This window comes from Gemmatimonas aurantiaca T-27, from assembly GCF_000010305.1.
GTDB lineage: Bacteria > Gemmatimonadota > Gemmatimonadetes > Gemmatimonadales > Gemmatimonadaceae > Gemmatimonas > Gemmatimonas aurantiaca.
Genome location: NC_012489.1, coordinates 1,787,377 through 1,811,685, shown reverse-complemented (window position 1 = coordinate 1,811,685; position 24,309 = coordinate 1,787,377). Strand labels below are relative to the sequence as shown.

At 61.7% G+C, this 24,309-nt stretch carries 18 protein-coding genes and 3 tRNA genes; 5 read left to right on the top strand and 16 right to left on the bottom strand.

Features of this window, described 5'->3' with window-relative positions; translation table 11 throughout:
• Positions 1-59: 59 nt before the first annotated feature.
• Positions 60-146: transfer RNA gene (locus GAU_RS07700), tRNA-Ser, on the bottom strand.
• A gap of 78 nt (positions 147-224) precedes the next feature.
• Positions 225-336 (bottom strand) — tRNA-OTHER (locus tag GAU_RS22190).
• 1,155 nt (positions 337-1,491) lie between these two features.
• On the opposite strand from GAU_RS22190, the gene GAU_RS07695 reads away from it, so the two are divergent.
• The gene (locus GAU_RS07695) at positions 1,492-2,556 is read left to right on the top strand and encodes an SIR2 family protein (protein WP_012682992.1); all 1,065 of its coding nucleotides are present in this window, start codon (positions 1,492-1,494) and stop codon (positions 2,554-2,556) included.
• Positions 2,557-2,795: 239 nt separating this feature from the next.
• A protein-coding gene (locus GAU_RS07685) for an IS3-like element ISGau4 family transposase (protein WP_076611873.1) occupies positions 2,796-3,927 on the top strand; the annotation gives its coding sequence in 2 pieces (ribosomal slippage) (positions 2,796-3,053 and positions 3,055-3,927; 1,131 coding nt in all).
• Positions 3,928-4,045: 118 nt separating this feature from the next.
• On the opposite strand, the gene GAU_RS07680 is transcribed toward GAU_RS07685, so the two are convergent.
• From GAU_RS07680 to GAU_RS07660, 5 genes are all read right to left on the bottom strand, one after another.
• The gene (locus GAU_RS07680) at positions 4,046-5,056 is read right to left on the bottom strand and encodes a hypothetical protein (protein WP_156798948.1); all 1,011 of its coding nucleotides are present in this window, start codon (positions 5,054-5,056) and stop codon (positions 4,046-4,048) included.
• Between the two features lie 232 nt (positions 5,057-5,288).
• A protein-coding gene (locus GAU_RS07675) for an IS3-like element ISGau3 family transposase (protein WP_156799192.1) occupies positions 5,289-6,448 on the bottom strand; the annotation gives its coding sequence in 2 pieces (ribosomal slippage) (positions 5,289-6,193 and positions 6,193-6,448; 1,161 coding nt in all).
• The gene (locus GAU_RS22430) at positions 6,411-7,022 is read right to left on the bottom strand and encodes a hypothetical protein (protein ID WP_169307626.1); all 612 of its coding nucleotides are present in this window, start codon (positions 7,020-7,022) and stop codon (positions 6,411-6,413) included. Before GAU_RS22430 ends, GAU_RS07675 begins: the two co-directional genes overlap by 38 nt.
• A 208-nt stretch (positions 7,023-7,230) precedes the next feature.
• Entirely contained in the window at positions 7,231-8,460 is a 1,230-nt protein-coding gene (locus GAU_RS07665; protein WP_041265377.1) for a hypothetical protein, read from the bottom strand.
• A 120-nt stretch (positions 8,461-8,580) separates the two neighbouring features.
• Positions 8,581-8,667, bottom strand: a tRNA-Ser gene (locus GAU_RS07660).
• A 440-nt stretch (positions 8,668-9,107) separates the two neighbouring features.
• On the opposite strand from GAU_RS07660, the gene GAU_RS07655 reads away from it, so the two are divergent.
• From GAU_RS07655 to GAU_RS07645, 3 genes are all read left to right on the top strand, one after another.
• On the top strand, positions 9,108-12,161 hold the full coding sequence (locus tag GAU_RS07655; protein ID WP_012682987.1) for a SusC/RagA family TonB-linked outer membrane protein: 3,054 nt from the start codon (positions 9,108-9,110) through the stop codon (positions 12,159-12,161).
• A 49-nt stretch (positions 12,162-12,210) separates the two neighbouring features.
• Positions 12,211-13,578, top strand: coding sequence for a hypothetical protein (locus GAU_RS07650; protein WP_041265375.1), 1,368 nt, complete (start codon positions 12,211-12,213; stop codon positions 13,576-13,578).
• Positions 13,579-13,691: 113 nt separating this feature from the next.
• On the top strand, positions 13,692-14,654 hold the full coding sequence (locus GAU_RS07645) for a D-2-hydroxyacid dehydrogenase (protein WP_012682985.1): 963 nt from the start codon (positions 13,692-13,694) through the stop codon (positions 14,652-14,654).
• 48 nt (positions 14,655-14,702) lie between these two features.
• Here GAU_RS07645 and GAU_RS07640 read toward each other — a convergent pair whose 3' ends face one another.
• The 9 genes from GAU_RS07640 to GAU_RS07600 form a co-directional block, all read right to left on the bottom strand.
• The gene (locus tag GAU_RS07640; RefSeq protein ID WP_012682984.1) at positions 14,703-15,686 is read right to left on the bottom strand and encodes a tetratricopeptide repeat protein; all 984 of its coding nucleotides are present in this window, start codon (positions 15,684-15,686) and stop codon (positions 14,703-14,705) included.
• 117 nt (positions 15,687-15,803) lie between these two features.
• Positions 15,804-16,277 carry a nucleoside deaminase gene (locus tag GAU_RS07635; protein ID WP_052574309.1) on the bottom strand — a complete coding sequence of 158 codons (474 nt, stop codon included), beginning with the start codon at positions 16,275-16,277 and terminating at the stop codon, positions 15,804-15,806.
• Between the two features lie 7 nt (positions 16,278-16,284).
• Positions 16,285-17,133 (bottom strand): hypothetical protein, encoded by an 849-nt coding sequence (locus tag GAU_RS07630; protein ID WP_012682982.1) that lies wholly within the window; start codon positions 17,131-17,133, stop codon positions 16,285-16,287.
• Between the two features lie 175 nt (positions 17,134-17,308).
• Positions 17,309-19,924: an ATP-dependent chaperone ClpB gene (gene clpB, locus GAU_RS07625; protein WP_012682981.1), complete on the bottom strand. Its 2,616-nt coding sequence runs from the start codon at positions 19,922-19,924 to the stop codon at positions 17,309-17,311.
• 195 nt (positions 19,925-20,119) lie between these two features.
• Complete coding sequence (locus GAU_RS07620) at positions 20,120-20,575, bottom strand: hypothetical protein (protein ID WP_012682980.1); 456 nt, start codon at positions 20,573-20,575, stop codon at positions 20,120-20,122.
• Positions 20,576-20,797: 222 nt separating this feature from the next.
• The gene (recO, locus tag GAU_RS20645) at positions 20,798-21,547 is read right to left on the bottom strand and encodes a DNA repair protein RecO (protein WP_012682979.1); all 750 of its coding nucleotides are present in this window, start codon (positions 21,545-21,547) and stop codon (positions 20,798-20,800) included.
• Entirely contained in the window at positions 21,544-22,371 is an 828-nt protein-coding gene (locus tag GAU_RS07610) for an ABC transporter ATP-binding protein (RefSeq protein WP_012682978.1), read from the bottom strand. The genes recO and GAU_RS07610 overlap by 4 nt, the downstream gene beginning before the upstream one ends.
• Positions 22,368-23,363 carry a FecCD family ABC transporter permease gene (locus GAU_RS07605; RefSeq protein ID WP_012682977.1) on the bottom strand — a complete coding sequence of 332 codons (996 nt, stop codon included), beginning with the start codon at positions 23,361-23,363 and terminating at the stop codon, positions 22,368-22,370. The genes GAU_RS07610 and GAU_RS07605 overlap by 4 nt, the downstream gene beginning before the upstream one ends.
• A 4-nt stretch (positions 23,364-23,367) precedes the next feature.
• Complete coding sequence (locus GAU_RS07600; protein WP_012682976.1) at positions 23,368-24,294, bottom strand: ABC transporter substrate-binding protein; 927 nt, start codon at positions 24,292-24,294, stop codon at positions 23,368-23,370.
• Between the last annotated feature and the right edge of the window lie 15 nt (positions 24,295-24,309).

The following is a 24,309-nucleotide window of genomic DNA, read 5'->3' as shown; positions in this document are numbered from 1 at the left end:
GGACACTCCCTATCAAAAACAAAGCGGGCAACGACCATGCTAAGTCGTTGCCCGCTGTACGGATGAGGCGAGATTCGAACTCGCGAGAGCCTTGCGACCCCACACGCTTTCCAGGCGTGCGCCTTAAACCACTCGGCCACCCATCCCAGGACTGCACCTTCATACAACAACGCGCCGCCGCGGTTCTGCCACGACGGCGCGTCAGATACCTGCGGTACCTATAGCGGACAGGGTGAGATTCGAACTCACGATACCGTTGCCGGTATGCCGGTTTTCGAGGGAAATTCGTGCCCGGCCCTGAAAGCTGCCCTTAGCGGTGTAACTCGTTAACCTGTCGCGAGATACAGCCACTACAACCGCAAGACATAAACTGACGCGCTACCTGTTCAGAGGGGCATATGGTGTCGCGCTGGTGACACCGCCCGCCCGGACAGACGCTCAGAATAAACAGGTTGGGGCACAAATGACAGTCCGTCGCGGGCACCAACCCTACAGGCTGTCCCCTCCATCGCCCGATGCCCCTTCTATAGACAGACCCGACCCGGTGCCCCGTCGCTCTGTTGATATCGGGACCGGTTCCAGAGCCATCGTGCTCAACCCGCGCACAATAGGATGATGGCCATCACCGACCCGTTAGCGGCCGGTCCTCCGTGTCAACGAAAAGACCCCTCGGAAATCAGCCCGAGGGGTCTTTGCCGTGCCAGCCGTGCCATGTAGCGCCATGCCATACGCTGCCTTGCCTGCCTAGCGAACAGGCACTGAATAGTAGCCGGTTTCCCTATGAAAGAGGGGGTTTCCGCATTCACGCGATAGCAGCCTGTGTACTGTGGTCGGCAAAGAAAAGCGGTGAGAGCTGGGGGGCAATTCAGGCGAGAGGTGGGAAGGGGTTATTCCAACCCGACGCGCAGGACAGACCTACGCTTTCAACAGGAACCGCTATCGTGCTTGAGCACCCTTCGTAACGACAGGGCGCTCCAACCCGACCAACCACGGACGCTGCATGCTGGAACAACTCGCCGCCGTTGTCGCAATCATCACGTTTGGGGCTGGAGCTATTCACTGGGTCTGGGGGCTTCGCGTTCAAGCACTTCCAGCCGACATGAAGGCTGCCCATCGAAAGTGCCGTGAGCTGGCACGTGACGCCGCTCGTATGGTGGCACCTTTGGTTACATCAGAAGACATGCTTCGCCAAACAGGTACGTTGCTGGAGCGAATTGACAAGCTCTTGGAGGTGGACCGGGGGGCACTGGATTCAGACATTGTGGAAGTTCTGACGGACCTACTTCAGAGCATCGAGGAACTGCGGAATGCTTTGGTCATCCAACCGCCTAGCTCTGTGTCGGTTCGGAATCGTTCAGCTCAAGTTCAGGCCCATGCCAAGCTGTTGGTTGAACTGTGTTCGCCAACTCCGCCCCGTCCTCCTCTGATTCGTAGATATGTCGCTGGGTTGCGGCGATCAGCCAGCGTGATCCGTTCGCGGTAAATTGGGGCATGCCCAAACTTCTCATTATTGCCGGTGCCGGTGCGTCGTATGACAGCGATCCGATGCGTGCGCCAATCATTACACAGACAATGCCACCGACAGCCGATCCCGGAGCGGGTCAGCGTATTCCGCTTGCCAATGATCTCTTTCATCCCCGCTTCAGGCCGTTGCAGAAGGACTACAAGCGCATGAAGCCCATCATTGATCCACTGGCGAGTTTCACGGGAGACACGACCATTGAGGATGTACTGTCGCGCCTGCAAGAGGGAGTAAAAGACAATCCCTATCGTGCGGCACAGCTCATGTCAGCTCGCTTCTACATCCGTAAGGTCATTGCAGACACGGAAAACAGTTGGTGCCGCACCGATCAAATCAATACGAACTGGATGACTCTTCTACATCGTCTGTCCGACCACATCGACATTGTTAAAGACCTAACGATTGTGACGCTCAACTATGATCGCCTGATTGAGGACGCCATATCAACCTTTGGCATCCCTCAGTATCGGCACATGAATGACTATCTGTCTTCCAAGAGGCCGAAGCTGTTGAAAGTCCATGGATCGGTGCATTGGTACAGCCCATTGCACAACGAAACCTTCACCACAAATCATACGAATGAAGAACGCTACATCGAGAACGCAGCTGAACTAGTCGAAGGCCAATTTCCTGTTCTCGCGTTCGATCCGGATCCTCATTTGCACTTCAACGGGCTCTACCACCTTCCGGCCATCGCAGTCCCAGTAAGACAGAAGCTGACCTTCATGTGTCCACCAGAACAGAAGGAGGCATTCATAACGGCAATTCAAGAAGCAACGCACCTCCTATCAATAGGATGGCGAGGGGCTGACGGTCACATCACGGATGCCATTCATTCGCACCTATCGACCGACGCACCTATGACAGTCATATGCAAGACCGTTGACGACTCGAAGGACGTTATTGAAAATATCACCGGCTATCGCGTATTTCAGCCGTCTCAGTACCGCACGCGCATGCCTAGAGGTGGGGGCTTTACCGCATTTCTTCGGAACGACTGGATTGAAGAGTTTCTGAATCAACTGAACGAGTGATGCCCTCTTCATAGTCAACAATGCGTTCCGGCTCTCGTCTCCAGCTCCACCGCTTTTCAATCCAAAGGCGCGTCAACCAGCTAGGCGAAGCAAGATTGACCGTAGTGCCGTAGACGATCAGGTATGCATCTAGCATAGGCTCTGACAGCACCCACAATCGCAACCCAACACATACCGTAAGCTTCCCCCGAACCCAGACAGTGTGAGCTAGACTTTGGTGGTGCATTTCAGGAGGAGCGATGCGCCGATCGAAGTTCAGTGAGAGTCAAATCGTCGAGATCCTGCAGGCGGTGGAGAGCGGATTGCCGGTGGCGGAGGTGCTTCGCCAACACGGCATCAGTCGGGCGACCTTCTTCACCTGGAAGCGAAAGTACGGTGGGTCGACCGTGGCGGAGTTGAAGCGGCGGCGCGAACTCGAGACCGAGAATGCGCAACTCAAGCGGATGTATGCGGAGCTCGCACTCGAGAACACGGCCATCAAGGATGTCCTCTCGCGCAAACTGTAGGGTCGCCCGCGCGAGGCCGGCGATGCGGCAGGTCGCGACGACGCTGGTCACGCAACACGGCCTCTCGGTCGTGCGCGCATGCCGCATCGCCGGCCTCGCGCGGGCGGCATACTACACGCCGCTGTCGGACCGGGTGGAGCGCGACGCGGAGGTCATCGCCGCGTTGACGACGCTCGCGGCAGCACGCCCGCGCTGGGGCTTCTGGAAGTGCTTCGATCGCCTGCGGCTCGATGGGCACGGGTGGAACTGGAAGCGCGTACATCGCGTGTATTGCGCGCTGCGGCTCAACCTGCCGCGGCGCACGAAGCGCCGGCTTCCACAGCGGGTGCAGCAGCCGCTCGACGCCCCACCGCAGCTCAATCACACCCGGGCGCTCGACTTCATGCACGATATGCTCTACGACGGGCGGCGCTTCCGCACGTTGAACGTGCTGGATGAAGGCAACCGCGAAGCCCTCGCTATAGAAGTCAGTACGTCGCTGCCCGGCACGCGCGTCGTCAGCGTGCTCGAGCAACTGCTCGCGATCCATGGCGCGCCATGCACCATCCGCTGTGACAACGGGCCTGAGCTCATCTCTCATGCGCTCACGACTTGGTGCGAACAACACGGAGTACGGCTGCAGCACATCCAACCCGGCAAACCCAATCAGAACGCGTACATCGAGCGTTTCAATCGCACGTATCGCCGCGAAGTCCTCGATGCGTACATCTTCGCCTCGCTCGCGCAGGTCCGCGCGGAGACGGAAACGTGGCTCATGACATACAACACGGAGCGCCCCCATGACAGCCTCGGTGGGGTCCCTCCGCTCATCTTTCTGCCGAGGCCAACCACACCGTCCGAGTCCAGTTTGCAACTGTCTGCTTGACGGGGAAGCTTACGTGGCAACGGATTTGATTTCAAGGGCAAACCATGTGCACCGCGTATGGATTGGTAGAACGAAAGAGCCCCACCGCTCAGACCATCGAGTGTGGGGCTTTGTGTTGCTACTCTTCAGACTGTCCCTCGCCCTGTTCTATCCTGTCCTCTATCTTCTCCAGCTCTGTCATCTCCCGACTGTAGAGACGAAACACGCGCCGACTGAGCGGGACGTAGAAGCGCGAGAACATGGTTAGTCTCGTCACTCTGAAAAGAGACATCGTTTCGTGAGCTTCCCCAAAATCATCCATCCCTTCAAGTAGTCGATATGCGTGATAGGTGGTTCCGCGAATCCAATACTTTGTCTGCCTGTCGACCGGAGGAGGCTCAAACGGGAGATTGTTCTTCGCTTCAAATGCAAGCGCCTTTGCACGATTTCGGAGTGCCCTTCCAGTCGCATCGACGAACCAAACCAACTCATTGATCTGTGTTATTAGTTCCCCTTCCAACAGACCTGCATGATCAGTGATTCGTTGGCACAATGGAATGGTGTAGGACAGATCAGCCGGAAGAGGGGTTTTGTCCCAAAGCGAAGTTTGATGTTCGATACCCGTCAACAGGATGCGCCGTACTTCGATCTTGACCGCATCGAGAATGGCAGTCCGGCGCGCTTCTCTCACTCTCCGTTCCTGCTCTCGCCGCTCGTTGATATCCAGCTTGAGTAGATCCAGACTGCTTTTGTCTGCCTGTTCTCGTTCGGCTTTGCGTTCTTTGAATTCTATGAGCTGTAGCTTTCGTGAATGTTTCTGCGCGCGATTGAACAATTTGATAGCGTTGTCATTGGCGGACACAGTAGCATCTTCGGTCGCTCGTCTGCTGATGTCCGCGGCCTTTCTAGTAGCCTTGTATGCAAGGATCGCTGACTTGCGAGTAGCGATTACGGCTTTGTAGGAAAGACAGGCGCTCACGATAGCAATAATCGCGCTGGACAGGCCAACCACTGCCGCAACGATTGAACTCAGATCCCATCCCTCCTTCTCGGCACTCTCCACATACACAATCGCTGCTGGAACCACGTGATCCATAAACGTGGGAAACCAGTCACGTAGCGGACCATAGACTTCAGGAAAGGGCATCATTGTTCGGTGGCTCCAGATTGGTCTCGTCCAAAAGGTTTGAATGATGCTGGAGCCCGGAGCAAAGAAATTTCTTCCGGCTCGAAGTTTGGCGGTGCCTCTCCAGCGTCCTGACACCACAGAAAGGCATATAGAGCGTCTTCGATCTTATAACCCGTCGGTCCAGCAGTGAGTCGTGTTTCAGGTTTGAAGCAAGACGGCAGCGTGAAATGCCCCAGCTTTCGTAGACAGTGAGTTAAGCTACTGCATGTAGCCGCTCGAAGTCGAGCGGACTGAGATAACCGAGTTTGGAGTGCCTCCGCGCAGGATTGTAAAACCGCTCAATGAAATGGAAGATGTCGGCGCGTGCGTCGTTCCGCGTGCGATAGTGCTGCCGATGCACGCGTTCGGTTTTGAGGGTCGCAAAGAAGCTTTCGGCGACGGCGTTGTCCCACACATTGCCCGCGCGACTCATGCTGCACGTGACGCCGATATCGCGCAGCAAGCGTTGGAAGTGTTCGCTCGTGTATTGCGAGCCGCGGTCGGAGTGGTGGACGAGCGCCGTCGTGCGTCCGCGACGCCAGACGGCCATCACGAGCGCATCCGCGACGAGCTGCGCGGTCATGGCGGCTTGCATCGACCACCCCACGACGCGTCGTGAAAACAGATCGAGCACAACCGCGACAAAGAGCCACCCTTCGCCGGTCCAGACATATGTGAAATCCGCGACCCATTTCTGATTCGGGGCCGTCGCGGTGAATTGCCGATCGAGGACATTCGGCGCGAGCGTGTGCACGACGTCCGTGCGCGCGTCGCGTGGCCGCTGTCGGCGCTTCGGCTGCGCACGCAGACCGGCATAGCGCATCAGGCGCGCGATGCGCTCTCGGCCACTCGTGAGGCCCGCGTCGCGCACATCGCGCCACACCCGGCGCACGCCATACGTGCGATCACTTGCCGCAAAACTCTGCCGCATTGCCATGAGCAGCGTGTCATCCACTTGCTCGCGGATAGACGGCGGACGCGTGCACCACGCGTAGAATCCGCTGCGCGACACGCCGAGAGCGTCGCAGAGAAGCTCGACCGACCACGTGCCTCGGTGTTTCGCAATGAAACCGAACTTCACGTCGATTCCCTCGCGAAGAACGCGGTGGCTTTTTTTAGGATGTCGCGCTCCGCCTTCAAGCGCGCCACTTCGCGTCGTAACCGTGCGATCTCCGCCTGTTCGGGCCTTTGCTGCCCGACGCCAGGGAACGGATGCTCGGCATCCTCGTCTACCGCGCGCAACCATGTGCGTAACAAATTCTCGTGAATCTCCAACTCGCGCGCCGCCTGCGCGATCGACACGCCGCGCTCCCGCACTAACCGCACCGCCTCGTGCTTAAACTCGGCGGTAAACCGCCGTCGTGTCCGCTTCATGCGCCACCTCCGTTTCCAATGTAAACACCTTAAGTAGGTGTCCACGGAACCCGGGGCATTTCAGCGCGTCGAGTTCGTACAGCAACCGATGACATGACGAGCACAACAAAAACAGTCGAAAATCTACCCCGGTATCACCACCGATATACTCTCCTGCTCCAGCCCGTTGCTTCATATCGGACTGCAATTGCTGAAAGCGCATATCCAATTCACCGACTGCGTGAAGAATCGTCGGCGCAAAGAGATCCGCGTAGTCTGTGATTCGCCTACACAGTGACGGTTCTTTGCTCCAGTTGATAGAAAACGATTCCGCTTGACTGATCACATGTCGCTTCTGAGAGGCGTTCATATAGAGCACTCGCAACTCAAGCACCAACGCAGACTGTATCACTTCCCTTCGCTTATTTTCTTGCTCCAGCTGATCTGCGCGCCGTCGCTGGTCAGCCCTTTCCTGCAACTTCGACGACCCCCAATAGGAACCGATTGCGCCCACAGCAGATCCTAACAGTGCTCCGAATAGGCCACTGTTCAAGTTCTTCAGATCAAAGCTTGTAAGCCATGCGAGTGTATCCACAGTGAAACCTCCAGTTCAAGAAAAGAGACAGCCCCTACACTCAGAACTCCGAGCGTAGGAGCTGTCTCTATTGTGCACTAGCCAATGATATGTTGAGCTGCCATCCATGCGCGGATACCCGAATAGATGTAGTGCTCGGGGTTGCTCCGCCAGTGGGGCCCAGGTCTAAACGACCATACAAACTTTCCCCTTTTGAATTGGTTTGATTTCAGGCAGAAAGTTTCTGAATTCGCTGTTCTAAAGCCTCTTTTTGCTTCTTTAGTTCTTCAAGTTCGTTTTTAGGACTTCTTCTCAAAACGCCTTCTGTTTCGAACCAAGCCCGCATCTTCTTTCGTGCAACACCAATGTCCCGTTGCCAGTCGCGATAGTCGTTGCCGTTGGTGCGGTAACCCCGCGACACAGAAGGACGGTGCCCCGCAAACGCTTGAATCTGACGTTCTGACAGTCCGGCCCATTCTTGCCACTTCATCCCGGATGCCCGGAGATCGTACAACTGATACTTCCCGCCGCATGCAAGCGTGAACTGTTTGCGCAACGTGTTCAAAGCGTAGTACGGCTGCTGCCCTTCCTTGCCCGGCGAGACACGACCAATGCGCCCCGTAGCGAGACACAACACGTTCTGAGCTGGACGCACTCCCGGCAATCGAGGAATGAACCGGCGAGCACTGCGCGTCTTGCCCCCTTTGATCTGCACTGAGTCATCACGCCAAACCAACTCAGTGGGCGTCTGCGGATTCTCTTGGCAGTATTCAGACGGACGCATAGCCAGACACGCCAAGTTCCACAAGTGCTGACTGAGGAATGAGAATCCAGCAGCATCAATTCGCTTCATGATTCGCCGTACTTCTTTCGGCTCGATGGTCACCCGGTCGCGCTTTCGGTCGTTGTGCATGCACGGGGACTTTTTGATCTGCGCGGACAGCCTCTCATTGCCGGTATTGCGCGCGAAGCAAGCCAACGCGGATCGGGCATGACGGTAGGGAAAGTTCTTGCCGTGCTTTTCGCAGTGTTCGAGGTACGCGGCCAGCACATCGGGAATCGCGTGGACCGTGGCTCCCTTCCCGCCAATCGTGATCAGGGCTTTCACAGCTTCCTTGTAGGTGCGGACGGTGCGGCGCTTCAACGGCCTGCGGTGCTTGTCGCGGGGCAAACCATTCACCCAGCTCAAGAGAGCATCAGACAAGCCCTCTGGCCGATCTAGGGGCAGCTCTGAGCGTTTCCCGGACATCGCTTCGTCGTAGAACTGACGTAGCGCCCGCGTCCCATGGTCCCGAACGGCGGTGAGAAAGTCCACGTCTCCGGCAGTCATGCGCCGCCAGAAGAACTCGTGAAGCTGTTCGTGCTCTTCGGGATCAGTGGTCCCGGTACGCACCTGAATGCGGCCAAAATCAATGCCGCGTACGATCCCAACCCGAATAGAGATCCGAGGGGAAGCCATATGTACTCCTTACATATCACGCCCGAGTGGTGACAGATCAACGAATTGCTGTCACCACGCACGGGCGGGACTTCATTTCCTAACTCCCGTCAACTGAATGACGGCCAACAAGTTAGGTAACGGACAGGGTGAGATTCGAACTCACGATACCGTTGCCGGTATGCCGGTTTTCGAGACCGGTGCCTTCAACCACTCGGCCACCTGTCCTCGAGAGAACGAACCCCAAAACGCGCCGTCGCGCGTCATGGTTGCGTCATCCTCCGGGAGCCGTGATAGCTAACCGCACGCCACCATCGGATCAAGTACCGACTCATGTCACGCCATCACCTCAGTTCCGTATTGACAGCATGAACACGTTTGCCTATGATGGCTTCCACTCATGTCTTCCATGTGCGTGTTCGTCCCCACCCAGTGCGTTTTGTCCACGGCCCTTCCGTCGACCAAACGAGCGTGTTACCAGTTGCTTTCGAGCGAATACAGGCATGCGGAGTTTGTGGGTGCGTGACGTCCAGGTCCCGATCAACTGATCGGCATGGAAGTCCTATCCGCCTCGGCATTGCTGGGGCGGTTTTTGTTTGTCGGATGCCTGGCATCCACCGACTCCCAGCACGTCCGAGGCATCACCGTCCTCGAGTCAGGGATGTCCGATGAGACACAGAGCTGGAGCCGTACTGCTACTCGGATTGGTGGGCCTGCTGCCCGCGCCCGTCGTAGCCCAGGACGGCCGCGTGGTACGTGGGAGGGTCACCGATGCAGGCACACAGGGGCCCCTACAGGCGGCACAAGTCCTCATCACCGGCACACGGCTTGGTAGCCTCACGGATGGTGACGGACGCTATGTGATTCGTGGGGTGGGGGGCACCAGCGTCGAAGTCCGGGTCGTCCGCCTGGGATACCAGCCGCAGACCCGCACCGTCACGCTCAGTGGCCCGGAAACCACGGTGGACGTGGCCCTCGAGGTTTCCGCCAAGGCACTCGATGCCGTGGTCACCACCGCCACCGGCGAACAGTCCCGCCGCTCGTACGGCAACGTCGTAGCCACCGTGCGCGCCGACTCGCTCGCCGAAAAGGCGGCGGCCACCAATGTGAACGAACTCCTGCAGGGACGCATCGCCGGCGTGCAGGTCCTGCAGGGCGCTGGCCAGACCGGCACCTCGTCGTCCATCCGCATCCGCGGCACGAGCTCCCTGTCGTTGTCGAATGAGCCGCTCATCATCATCGATGGCGTCCGCATCGACAACTCCCCGGTGCCGGGCAACTACTCCACCCAGCGCATCAACAACTTCAGCAGCATCAACCCCGAGGAGATCGAGTCGGTCGATGTGCTCAAGGGGCCGTCGGCTTCGGCTCTGTACGGCACCGCGGCAGCCAACGGCGTGCTCGTGATCAAGACCAAGCGGGGACGCACCGGCACGACGCGCTGGAACATCAGTGCCGAAACGGGTCAGGTGAGCCAGCCGGCCGAGTTCTTCGACAACTATCGGGCCTGGGGGCGGAATCTGGTTGGCGGCACGCCCGCTGCGGCGGCGGTGCTGTGCCGCGTATCCGACAAGTCGCTGGGGCGTTGCGTGCAGGACTCGCTCACGACGTTCAATCCGTTGTCCAATCCCGAAACGACACCGTTTGCGACGCAGCCGCGAGCGCAGCTCGGCATCAACGCCTCGGGTGGCAATGAGAACCTCCGCTACTTCTTCGGTGTGGAGCGTGTCGAAGAAACGGGGCCGTATCGCATGCCCGACGCAGAAATCGCGCGTCTCACCACCGTGCGTGGTACGCGCCCGACGGGCCGGCAGATCGAACCCAATCAACTGACCCAGACCTCGCTGCGCGGCAACTTCACCTTCCCGTTGGGCAAGAAGGCCGATCTCAGCTTGTCGACGGGTTACAGCGATCGCTCGCTGCTCAGCCCCTTCGACGGTGGCTTTTTTGCCGGCCTCTCGTTCCAGAGCTTCTTCGCGCCGGGATTCCGCACCGCCTACAACGGCAACTCTGCCCAGTTCATGGGGGACATCCTTTCGGTGGAGCAGTTCCGCCGAGATCAGCGCTTCACGGGCTCTTCGCAGTTGGAGTGGAAGCCATTCACCTGGCTGGCCAATCGCGCCGTGGTCGGACTCGATCAACTGGGCGGCTATTCCTACCGCTTCTCGCGCGCGAATGAAGGCACGGTCACTGGATGGGGGCCGCCGGGACAGACGGGCGGCAAGGATGCCACCCGCAGCGTCTTCTCGCGGTACTCCGTGGATCTGGGCAGCACGGCAAGCTTCACACTGAGCCCGTCGATCAGTTCGAAGACCAGCGTGGGCGCGCAGTGGTTCAAGGACACGCAGTATGAAACCGTCGTGCAGGGCTACACGCTGCCGCCGGGCGCGCAGACGCCGAACTCGGCGTCCATTCGCACCAGCAGCGAGTTCACGTCGGAAAACGCCACCTACGGCGCCTACGTGCAGCAGGACTTTGCGTGGAACGAGCGCCTGTTCCTCACGGGCAGTGTCCGCACCGACCAGAACAGCGCCTTTGGACGCAACGCGGGCAACACCGCCTATCCCCGTGCGGCCGTCTCTTACGTGATCTCGGACGAGTCGTGGTTCCCGGCTAGCACCCATCTCAACAACCTGCGCCTGCGTGCCGCGTGGGGACGGGCCGGCGTGCAACCCGGCACCATCGCCGCGCTGCAGTTCCTGAGTGCCAACACGGTGCCGCTTGGCGGCACAGAAGTTGGTGCGCTGCGCCTGGCCGCCATCGGTAACGCCGATCTGCGTCCCGAAGTGACCACCGAAATCGAAACCGGTTTTGATGTGGCGCTGCTGAACAACCGCATCAATGTGGAAGCCACCTACTTCCGGAAGCGCTCCACCGACGCGCTCTTCCAGAATCCGTTGCCACCGAGCTACGGCGCGGGTGCGAATCAGTGGCAGAACATCGCGGCCGTGCAGAACGCCGGCGCCGAACTGTCGTTCGATGTGCGTCTGCTCAACCGGGACTGGCTGACCTGGAACGCTCAGTTGAACGGATCACTGATCCGCAACAAGCTCGTGGACGCGGGCAACGCGCAGTTGGCTGTGACGCAGGGCAGCCGCAATGTGGTGGGCTATCCCACCTTCGGTCTGTGGGCACGACCGATCATCAGCTTCGCTGACGCCAACGGCGACGGGATCCTAACCGAACGGGAAATTGTCCTCGGTGACACGGCCGAATACCGTGGCCCGACGCTGCCCGTGCGCGAAGCCGGTTGGACGAACACGTTCGGCTTCCTCAAGAATCAATTGCAGGTCAGCACGCTGCTCGACTACCGCGGTGGACACTACAACCAGTGGGGCTTCGAGAATCAGCGATGCATCTCGGGCAACTGCCGTGCCGTGAACGATCCGTCGGCACCATTGGCCGATCAGGCGGCGGCCGTGACCACGACCAGTGCGCTGTTGGGCAACAGCGTCTGGGGCTACTTCGTGCAGAACGACTTCATTCGTTTCCGTGAACTTTCGGTGTCGTACACGTTGCCCACGTCATGGGCCGGACGCCTGAAGAGTTCCCGCGCCACCGTGGCCGTTGTGGGACGCAACATCGGTCTGCTGTGGACGCGTTACCCCGGTATCGATCCGGAGAGCAACGGCTCCGTGAACAACACCGGCGGTGGCAACAACGACTACTTCTCAGCGCCGCTGCTCCGCTACTGGACGCTGCGCGTCAACCTGGGCTTCTGACATGCGACGTCAACCAACTCTTTCTGCGCTCCGTGGCACGCGCTGGCTGATGCCGCGGCTTCGCTCGCGCCTTTCGCTCGGCCTGCTCCTGGCGGCCACTCTGGGCTGCGAGCGTGAACGCCTGCTCGGCGTTGAAACCCCCGACCAGATCCGCCCCGAAGATGCGGCGAGTCCGAATGGGGCTCTCGCCGTGCGCGCCGGTGCGCTGCGCGATTTCGCGCAGTTCTTCAGCGGCACCACCAACGTGGGTGTGAACATCTACGTCGGTTTGCTGAGCGATGAACTGATCAACGCCCGTCCCGGCGCCGATCACATCGATCAGCGGGCATTCAACGAGACCACGTTTCCCGCCGCGGCGTGGAACAAGTTCTCGGACAGCTACACTCAGACAGTCCGCGCCATCCGTTCGCTCAATGCGTACATCCCCGAAGGTGCCACACGGAGTCGCAATGTCGGGCAACTGCACGGCTTGCAGGCCATCACGCTGAACATCGGCGGTGAGTTGTTCTGCAGTGGCGTGCCGCTCGCCAGCGTCGATGATGCGGCGCCGGAAGCCGCGACACTGGTCACGACCGTGCAACTGTACCAGCGTGCGTTGGTCCAGGCCGACAGCGCGTTGCGTGTGTTGGGCACCGCCGAGGCGGATGTGCCGTTCCGTTATCTCGCGCGCATCGCCAAGGCCCGGGCACAGGTCAATCTCGGCCAGTTCGAAGCCGCCGCGGCGACGGTGGGCGCGGGAGGAGACGGGGCCGGTTCGATCGCGATTCCCACGCAGTGGCAGTATCAGGTGGAGTTTTCGCAGACCACGCTGGTGAATACCATCTTCGACTGGATGGTGAACACCGGCAATTTCGGTCCGTCGGATCGGGAAGGCGGCAACGGTCTCGACTACCGCAGCGCGGGTGATCCGCGCGTGCAGATCTCTGCCACCTCACGCCTCGGGCAGGACGGTTCCACGCAGGTCTTCACCATACTGGGATACGCCAACGGCGCTGCTCCGACCACCCTGGTGAGTGGTGTGACGGCACGCATGATCGAGGCGGAAGCTGCACTCCGCAGCGGCAACATCGAGGCGTGGCTTGGCCGTTTGAACGAAGCACGGGCCAACACCGCGGTGCGCACCCTGCGTGGCATCTCGACGGCGGCCAACGTGCTGCCACCGCTCACCGATCCGGGAACCGAGGCGAGTCGTGTAGCACTCACCTTCCGCGAACGGGCGTTCTGGTTCTATCTGACGGCGACGCGGGTTGGTGACCTGCGGCGTCTGCAGCGGCAGTACGGCTATGCGGCCAATGCCGTGTGGCCCACCGGTGCCTACTTCAAGGGCGGTACCTACGGCACCGACGTCACGCTCACGCCGTCGTTTGCCGAGCGGAACAACACGGCCTTCACAGGCTGCGCGGATCGCAATCCGTAAGTCGCAGACAGTGCCTGCGTATGCCGGTCCTCCATGGGGCCGGCATACGACGGTCGGCGGTCGACTAAATTCAGCGTTTCCGTTCGTCAGACCCTCCGCGCCCGTGCCGCCCCATGGCCATGACACTGCCCCTGCCCTTTGCCGCCCACCGCATTCTGGTGAGCGGTCAGGACCATGTCGCGATCAGCGATGCCATCCGCGCCCGACGTGCCGATCTCGATGTGCGCAATCGAGCACCGGCGGAGGTGACGAGCGAAGACCTCGAGTGGGCCGAATGTTATGTGGGATTCCGGCCACCTCGGCGCGCCGATACGATGGGCCAGGTGCGCTGGGTGCACAGCACCGGGGCGGGTGTGGATGCCTGGCTCAATTCTCCGGCGCTCGACCACAGCATTTTGCTCACGCGCTCAGCGGAATCATTCGGGCCGATGATCGCCGAATGGACCGTCGCCCGCGTGTTCGCCATTCAGCAGCAATTGCCATCGCTGGCGGTGGCGCAGCAGCAACGTGAATGGGCGCCGCGGGACATCGCGCCGGTGGCCGGTACGCGAGCACTGCTGCTGGGCACCGGAGACATCGGTCGAGCCATTGCCACATCATTGCGCGCTTTGGGCTGCCACGTGACCGGTCTCTCGCGCAGCGGCCTTTCCGATCATCCGGCCTTTCACGCGGTGCGCACCATCGACGCGCTGCCGGAGCTGGTGACCGATGCCGACTGGATCATCAGCAGCCTGCCGGACACACCGACCACACGCGGGATCATTTCGCGTGATGTGCTGTCACGCTGCCGCGGCGCCGGCCTGCTCAACGCCGGACGTGGTGCTGTGATCGAAGAACAGGCACTCCCCGAAGCACTCGAGCGCGGCTGGCTGCGTGCCGCCGCGCTCGATGTTTTTGTCCGTGAACCGCTGCCTCCCGATTCACCACTCTGGAACGACCCGCGAGTGATCGTGTCACCACACATCTCGGGACTCACCACCACCGCGGGTGCGGTGGCGGGGTTTCTCGAATGTGCCGAAGCCCTGGCGCGCGGTGAAATGCCGAAGTGGGTGGTGGATCGAACCCGAGGGTACTGAACAGCGACTCAGCAACGACTCAACGGCGCTGGTGCTTCGCAGTGCCGTTTACTTGGCGGTCGTGGTGTCCTTGGGCAAACGCGCGAGTTCGGCTTCGGAAGCCACCGAACCGAACGCGCCCCACTGGCCGGCGCCCACGATGCGACGCCACAGCGCCGTCGCCTCGGCCTGGCGTCCGTTGTACCAATGCCAGTTGGCCACACCGTATGCAGCCGAGGCATCGCTGACTGACAGTTCACCCTGCGGACCCACCGTGAGCACCGAGTCGGGCGGCAGGATACCCTTGTACAGCAGCATCAAGCGATGATAGGCGTGGTTTTCGATGATGTTCATGTCACGCGACATGGGCGCAATGACAGCCGCCGCCGCGGAGTCTTTGCCTTCACGACGCAGTGACATGTACAGCCAGTGCGTCATGGACACCTTGCGATCGTCGTTGTTGGCGGCGTTGACTTCACGCTGCGCGACTTCGGCCGCCTTGTCGAACTTGCCCTGCAGGTAATACGCGAGGGCGAGGTGATAGCCGATGTTCGAATGCAGCGTGCCAATGGGCGTGTTCTGCGCATTGGGCTGGCCATCGGGCTCCACTTCATCGGGCTTGCCCGCCACCAGCGCGGTGGCCTTTTCGAGATCCATCACCGCCGCGTCGAAGTCGCGCACCGAGATGTAGCGATGGCCGCGATGCCGATAGAGCCACGGGTTTTCCGGATAGAGCTCGATGCCGCGCGTGTACACCTCGATGGCTTCACGTGACTGACCGAGGTACCCCAGACGGCGGGCATACCAGATGATCGAATCGACGTCGGTGGGCGTGTGCTCATACGCCTTGCGGGCTTCGGCCAACTGGGCTTCGTACTTGGTGCGCGTTTCGGCCGACAGTGGCAGGGTGCGCAGGGTGTCGCCAATGAGCGAAATGGCCTGGAATGGCGGAGCCTGGGGCGCTGGCGGCGGCGCGGCCGCGCGATCGCATGCCGACAGGACCAACACGGCGGTCAGCGCCGTCGCGGACAACACACCTGAAGAGCGGGACATGGCGGGATCGGAAAGGTGGGGGAAAATCGCTACCTCTCCAGTTACCACTCCGAACTGCGGCTGTCCACCCTCACAGCGGCCCGTCCGGGAACACACACGACGCGCGGATAGTGCCGTTCAGCGTCGCTCGGCGAAAAACTGCTGCAGCAACGCTCTGTTCTCGGACTCCAGCACCCCACCCTGCACCGCCGGGCGGTGATTGAGACGGGCATGGCGCACGATGTCACCGACGCTGCCACACATGCCAGCCTTCTCATCCCATGCGCCGAAGGCCAGCGCACCAATGCGGGCCAGCACAATCGCGCCGGCGCACATCGCACACGGCTCGAGGGTCACCACCAGTGTGAACTCGCCCAGTCGGGCATCACCCGCGATACGGGCGGCCTCACGCAGTGCGAGGACCTCGGCGTGCGCCGTGGCGTCACCATCGCGGCGCATGCGGTTCTGCGCGCGAACGATGATCTCCCCAGTCTCGGTGCGCATCACCACCGCGCCGACGGGCACTTCGCCGGCTGCGGCTGCTTGCTCCGCCTCCTGCAAGGCCTGACGCATGGCGAATTCCACGGGAGGCGACACCGGCGTTGTGCTCATGAGTGGCTCACGTGGGGCTCTGCCACCCGTAATGTGTGATCAGATAGGTGCGGAGCGATTGCGCCAGCGCTTCAGCAAAGCGCACCCGATTCGCTTCGGTATCACGAACGCCCACGTTGGGCGCTTCGATCTGGATGGCATCGAGCGCACCGCCACTCAGAGAACCGTGCCGCCGGGTGTTGTAGCCACCCTCGAAGAACGGCTCACCGGTGCGTGGCGCCGGATCGGAGGTCGAGGGCACGGCAGCAAACCCCTTCGCATCGAGCAGTGTGCCCAGACTGCGTGGCCCACGCAGCAGTGCGGCGCCGCGGTCCGCCACCATGTGCGTATCACGCGCGAGGCGGGCGAGACTGCTTTGCTGCAGGGCAACGCTGGTGGTCAGGTCCGTGTCCGATGTTCGCAGCACCGCCCCGTCGAGCAGGTAGCCCAGTTCCAGACGGGCAATGGCATGTGCATGACCATGCAGGTCGATCACCAGCCCTCGACCGTGCTGACGCTGCACCGTGGCTTTCGCCGAATCGACAGCGGTATGCAGCCAATTCCACGGTGCGCGTAAAGTGCCCGAGCCTCCGGTGGCTTCATCCATATCGCGATTGGCATCGAACTTCACGCGATGCAGTCGATTCACCACCAGATGTGGCCGTCGGCCAGTCGCCGCGTGAAAGCGCTCGACGAGGAGCCTCGCCAACGCCTGTGTTTCGAGATCGTTCGACGTCTCACAGCCCGCACAGTTCCGATCGGGAAGTCCCGTGGGGCGCAGCGTGCCTCCATGCGGCGCGATGATCACCACAGGAGCGTCTCCAGGCGTGTACTCGATGTACCCGAGGGGGTCGACCTGCGCCGTGCCAACGACCATAGGCGCCACTGGCCCCGACGGGACCGTACTGCCCGATCCCCCAGGCCCGCCGCCAGTCGGACTGGTGACCCTGTCGGACGACGCGCCGCCACAGGCCAACACGCCTGCGGCGGCGCTCAGTGTCAATCCAACAGTCCAGCGGTGCCGCACCATCACGCCGACATGCCCGCTGGCATCACACGTGATCTCCAGCCGGTGCGTGCGAGAAGCTCAACCCTTCCCCGCCTTCGACCAGATCGGCATGGATGGTATCGCCGTCCTTGAATCGCCCTTCCAGCACGGCCAGTGCGAGCGGGTTCTGCAACAGACGCTGCACCGCCCGCTTGAGCGGACGCGCGCCGAAGATCGGGTCGTAGCCAGCATCGGCCAGATACTGCCTGGCCGCATCGGTGAGGGTCAGCGACAGCTTTCGGTCGCTCAGCAACTTGCGCAGATGCGCCAGTTGCAGGTCCACGATGTGATCCAGCTCGCCGCGACCAAGTGGATGGAACACCACCACATCATCGATACGATTCAGGAATTCCGGCTTGAACACGCCTCGCAGGGCGCCGAGGACTTCCTGTTCCACCCGACTCCACGCGCCGTCGTCGGTCTGTCCACGCTCGAGAATGAGCTGACTGCCCACATTCGACGTCATGATGATGACGGCGTTGCGGAAATCCACGGTGCGCCCCTGCGAATCGGTGAGGCGTCCATCATCGAGCAATTGGAGCAGGATGTTGAACACATCCGGATGCGCCTTCTCGATTTCATCGAACAGGATCACCGAATACGGCCGACGACGCACGGCTTCCGTGAGCTGCCCACCTTCTTCGTAGCCCACGTATCCCGGTGGTGCGCCGATGAGTCGTGCGACGGCGTGTTTCTCCATGTACTCCGACATGTCGATCCGCACCATCGCGTGTTCATCGTCGAACAGGAACTCCGCCAGCGCGCGCGCCGTTTCCGTCTTGCCCACACCCGTGGGTCCGAGGAAGATGAACGAGCCGATCGGGCGATTCGGATCCTGCAGCCCAGCGCGTGAGCGACGCACCGCGTTGGCCACGGCGCGCACCGCCTCGCGCTGTCCCACCACTCGCGTGGCCAGTACGTCTTCGAGCTTGGTGAGACGTTCGCGCTCCGATTCGAGCATCCGGGTCACGGGAATGCCCGTCCACCGCGCCACCACTTCGGCCACATCGTCGGCGCCCACTTCTTCCTTGAGGAACTGCGGTCGTCCGGCGTTGCTGGCCAGGCGCGCTTCGGCCTCCTTCATCTCGCGCTCGAGCTGCGGCACCCGCCCATACGTGATCTCGGCGGCCTTGTTGAGGTCACCCGACCGGGTGGCCTGCTCGGCTTCGAATCGCGTCTGCTCGATTTCCTGCTTGATACGGCCAACGGCGCCCAGCGTGTCCTTCTCCTGCTGCCACTGCGCGCGCATACCGGCGGCCTTCTCCTTCCGGTCGGCCAGTTCGCGTTCGAGGGTCTGCCGACGATCGATGGATGCGGCATCACTCTCTTTCTGCAGCGCCGCCTTTTCGATCTCGAGCTGCACAATGCGCCGCTCCACTTCATCGATTTCCTGCGGCACCGAATCGATCTCGATACGCAGCCGCGAAGCCGCTTCGTCGATCAGATCGATGGCCTTGTCGGGCAGGAACCGATCACCGATGTAGCGATTGGACAGCGTGGCTGCCGCGACCACCGCGCCATCGGTGATACGTACGCCATGGTGCGCCTCGTAGCGTTCCTTGAGACCGCGCAGGATGGCGATGGTGCTTTCGACGCTGGGTTCGCCCACAAACACCGGCTGGAAACGCCGCTCGAGGGCCGCGTCCTTTTCGACATGCAGACGGTATTCGTCGAGCGTGGTGGCGCCTACCACACGCAGTTCGCCACGCGCGAGCATGGGCTTGAGCATGTTGCCCGCGTCCATGCTGCCCTCGGCCTTCCCCGCTCCGACCAGTGTGTGCAATTCGTCGATGAAGACGATGTACAGCCCATCGGCGCTGATGATCTCCTTGAGCACCGACTTGAGCCGTTCCTCGAACTCACCGCGGAACTTGGCACCGGCGATGAGTGCGCCCAGGTCGAGCGAGACCAGCTTCTTGTTGCGCAGTCCTTCAGGGACGTCACCGCTGACGATGCGCTGGGCGAGCCCTTCGGCGATGGCGGTCTTGCCCACACCCGGTTCGCCGATAAGCACCGGATTGTTCTTGGTGCGGCGCGAGAGCACCTGGATGACGCGACGGATTTCTTCGTCGCGTCCGATGACCGGATCGAGTTTGCCTTTGCGCGCCGACTCGGTGAGATCGCGCGTGAACTTCTGCAGGGCCTGATACTGCTGCTCAGGGCTCTGGTCGGTGACCTTGTGCGCACCACGCACGAGCTTGAGGGCATCAAGCAGTGCCTGGCGATGCGCACCGGCGGCCGTGAGCACGCGCGTACTGTCGGTGCCCTTGGCATCGGACAGCGCCACCAGCAAATGCTCGGTGGACACGTATTCGTCGCCCAAGGTCTTCGCTTCGCGCTCAGCGGCGTCGACGACCTGAGTGAGCTCGCGACTGAATGTGGGCTGGGCGTCGGACTGTTTGGCGTAGCGTCCGGCTTCCAGTTCGGCCGCGGCACGTACGCTGGTGACGTTCACGCCCACGCGTTGCAGCACCGGAACCACGATGCCTTCGTCCTGCGCCAGCAACGCGAGGAGCAGATGCAGATCGTAGACGAGGGGGTTGCCGGCCTTGCGGGCCAGGGCCACAGCCTCGTTGAGCGCTTCCGCGCTCTTCACGGTCAGACGGTCAGGATTGATCATGATCGGAGATCAGGCAACGTCGATGCCAGCGCCGACGCGCCAATTGTGCAGAGGTAAGCAGGGATACAGCACCATGAATGGTACGTGTACGACAATTCTGCAGTGTCAGGAATACAAAATGGCGCGCCGGGTCCGCTCACCCAGCGCGCCATCTCGAAGTCTTGCGGGCCTCGTGATGCTCGAAGATTCCCGAACTCACTTCATGTTGACCATCTTGCCTACCAGCGGCACGCCATCCACCTCGAGGCGATACAGATACACGCCTGAGGCAGCCTCCCGTCTGGTTGCTTGGATTTTGCCATCCCAGTACGCCACATACTGGCCGCACGAAATGGACAGATTTTCCAGCGGTTGACCACCGGCCACTCCGTTGGATCCACCCTGCAGGACAGGTGTCGCGACATACCCTGAAATGACGTTGTAGATCTTCAGGGTCACACGATACTGCCGAGAAGAATTGGAACAGGTGGGCGCATCATCTCCCACACTGAACGGAATGCGAGTCTCAGGATTGAACGGATTCGGATAGTTCTGTCCGAGCGTTGCTCCATTGCGGCGAGCCTTGGGGTCTTGCTTCTGGGCTGCCGCGACTCGTGGCATGAACACGGTGAGAGCGAGCACGAGTCCCAGTGCTCCCCACATACGTTTCATGTTGCTTCTCCGACCGACGAATCAGGTTTTGAGTCGAAGTCTCCGTTGAAGTTCTCAAAGGACCTGCCCATCAGGCCCCTTGGTGAACCTAGGACGCTCAAGTACATGCGTCAAGCAACAATCCTGCCAGCGGAACGGGTCCCAAATCTGCCTCAAAAATCACAATTTTGTCTTATTCGTTTAATTAACAACGACTTACGGCACCACACTTAAAGTTCAATATCAGGAATATCCGTCCTCCCATGTGTGATATGCCCGCAGCGGGCGCCTATCCGGGAGGTGTTGGCTGAGGAATTCCCGCAAAAGGCGCTGATGGGCTCGGGCATCGTTGTCCGCTATGGTGGGCACCTGATTCTCCAACCAGAGACGCACCGTGTGAATTGCCTCCGGTGGTAACAGGCGACCGCCGGGCGACAGTCTGCCACATCGATCACACAGTGTCCCGCCGGCACGGTGATGGAACCGCGCCGATGCGGCCGGATCGAGTGGTGTGTGACACTCGGCGCATGCATCGAGCGAGGGGCGAAACCCCACTTCGGAGATCAGCATCCAGAGGACACCCAACGCCGTCGATGTGGCGTGCGCGTCATCAGCCGTCGCAAGACGATCCAGACCGTCGGCCAACAGCTCGTACACCATGGGTGCCGGCTCATCGTGAATCAGGCGCAGCGCCACCTCGGCGATCGCGCTGCCTGCCGAGAAACGCACCAGACTGAGGGCGAGCCCGGCGCGTGCACGCGTCACATCGAAGCTCACCAGCGTGTGCAGATCACGTCCGGGTTTTGTCTGCAGTTGCGCCTGCCCTTCGGCAAACAGATCGACGGCCGCACCAAATCGCTTGCGTGAAGAACGTGCGCCGCGCGCCAGCACCGACACCACGCCGCTCTCGCGCGTGACGAGTCGCAGAATCCGACTCGACTCCATGTAGTCCGCGACATGCAGCACAATCGCGTCGGTGGCGAGCACGCTCATGGGCGCGACCGGAGGCGTCCCCGGAGTGGCAACAGAGCCGGTGCTCCAACGGCCGGATCACGGGTCACCACCAGCGGCCATTCGTAGACGCTCTCCAGCACGTCGCCCCGCATCACCGCGTCTGCATCGCCAGCGGCCGCCACGCGACCATGATCGAGCAACACGATGTGTTCGGCAAAACGCGCCACGAGATTGAGCTGGTGACTGACCAGCAGCACCGTGCGCCCTTCACGCGCCAGGGCATCCACCAATTCGAACACCGCCATTTCGTGCGCGATGTCGAGGAAGGTGGTGGGTTCATCGAGCACGAGGATATCGGTGTCCTGGGCGAGTGCGCGGGCAATGCGGGCCCGTTGCCATTCTCCGCCCGACAGCGAATCGGTGCGACGTCCCGCGCACTCGTCGATGCCGGCCCGCTGCATGGCGCGGGCGACGGCCTCCCGATCCTCGGCCGAGGGCGCCCCAAATGCGCCACGATGCGGAAACCGACCCAGCCCCACGAACTCCTCCACCTCGAGCGGCATCACCGGTTCTTCGCGCTGTGGCACGACGGCCACGCGACGCGCCAGCGCGAGCGGATCGAGTCCGTCGACGCCGGTGTCATCGAGCGTGATGCGGCCCGCCTGCAGCACCACACGACGCAACAGCGCCCGCACGAGTGTGCTCTTGCCGCTCCCGTTGGGGCCGACCACTGCGGTGATGCGACCAGGCTCGGCATCGAACGACACACCATCGAGGGCCTGCCGATCACGACCGGGATACCGAACCTGCACGTCATGAAATCGCAGCGTCGATGCGACATGCCCGCTGGACGCGGCACTCACGTCATCACCTTGCGCAGACGCATGAGGAAAAACGGCACACCGATCAGCGCCGTGAGCGCCCCCAGTGGCAACTCCACCGGTGCGCGCAGGGTCCGCGCGGCGATATCGGCGACGATGAGCAGGACGGCCCCATACAGCGCAGACAGCAACAACATCGTGCGATGCTGCCTCGCACCGAGTGCGCGGGCGAGGTTGGGCACCACAAGCCCGATGAAACCAATCAGCCCAGCCGCCGCCACCGTGGCGGCTGCCAGCCACGACGCCACGAGGAATGTGCGCCGGGCTGCGCGCTCCACATTGACCCCCAACGCGGCGGCCGGTTCGGCCCCGAGAGCCAGCACATCGAGTTCGCGGGCCCGCCATATCAACAGAGCACCCAACGCCCCAATGGCGACGACGCTGCGGCCCACAGCCCCCCACGACGCATCGGCCGCCGAACCCATCATCCACCACAAAGCTCCGCGCAGCCGTTCGGGCGGCGCGCCGGCCAGCGCCACGAGAATGGTGGCATTGGCAAAGGCTCCCACCACCACACCAGACATCAGCAACAACCGGGTGTCGCCACTGCCACCCACGACACGCGCCAGCCCTGCCACCAGCACCGTGGCTGCGGCCGCGCCGGCGAAGGCACAGGCCGTGACCACCAGCGGTGCTGCCACCCCCAGTGCCATGGCCAACACCGCCCCCACGGCCGCTCCCCCCGACACACCCAGCAGGTAGGGCTCGGCCAGTGGATTGCGCAGTGTGCCCTGCAAGGCACCGCCACTCATCGAGAGCCCCGCGCCGACCAGCGCGGCCAGCAAGACGCGGGGCAATCGCAGATCACGCACAATCGCCACGGTCGACGGATGTCCCTGCCCCTGCACCGCGTTGAACACATCAGCGGTAGAAAGTGGGACAGCGCCCACCATCACGCCCACCACCGCGACGACGGCCAGGGCCAGTAGTCCGCCGCCCCACACCCACGAGTTGTGCCAGGCGCGTGTGTTCACCGCGTCACCGAAGAGAATCGGCCAGCGTCGGATGAAACAGTCGCGCCAGATGTGTAGCGGCCATGCCCAGTACCACCGACGGCCGTCCGGTCACGTCCTGATCGACCACCACAAAGTGTCCTTCGCGTACCGCCGGAACGGCGCGCCATGACGTCGCCTCTTTCAATGCGGCCACGCGGGTCGACCCTGTGATGACCAACGCAGGGGCACGCCGCGCGATCTCCTCGATACTCACCGACGGCGACGCCGTGGAGTCGTCATGAAAGACGTTGCGAGCCCCGGCGATGGTGAGCAGTTCGTCGAGATAACTGCCTCCGCCGATCACCATCGGGGGAGACTCCCACACCGGCCACACCACGGTGGGGCGTTCCGGTATGGTGGCCGTGAGTGCGCGCACCCGTTCGATCGTGCGGCGAACACTGTCGACCACCACGTCGGCGCGCGTCGTGGCGCCCAGCATGACACCAAGCCGTTGGGTGAGGGCATAAAAACCCGCGATACGATCGGCCCGCAGCGCCACGGTCTTCACCCCGGCGCGCGTGAGCGCTTCCGCCGCCGATCGATTGTCGGCGGTTGCATACAGGATGACCAGCGTGGGTTGCACCGACAGGACCGTCTCGATGCTCGGCCGGATGCCATCCCCCACCGGCATGATGCGCTCAACTTCCTTGGGGAATTCATCCCAGCGTGAGCGTCCGACCAGAGCACTGTCGGCACCGATGGCGAAGATGATTTCGGTCGCGGCCGGATTGAGTGACACCACACGAGCCGCGAAGCGGGCATCGGTGGGCAGCGGTGCACCAAAATCATCGGTGTCGGCAGGCGCGGCGGCGTGACTGGAATCGATGGCGGCCGGCTTGTCTGCGGCGGTCGTGCAGGCCGCCATGATTGCCAGCGCGCCGGCCAGCAGGGCCACGAGAGGATGCCGCATAACGATGACCTGCCT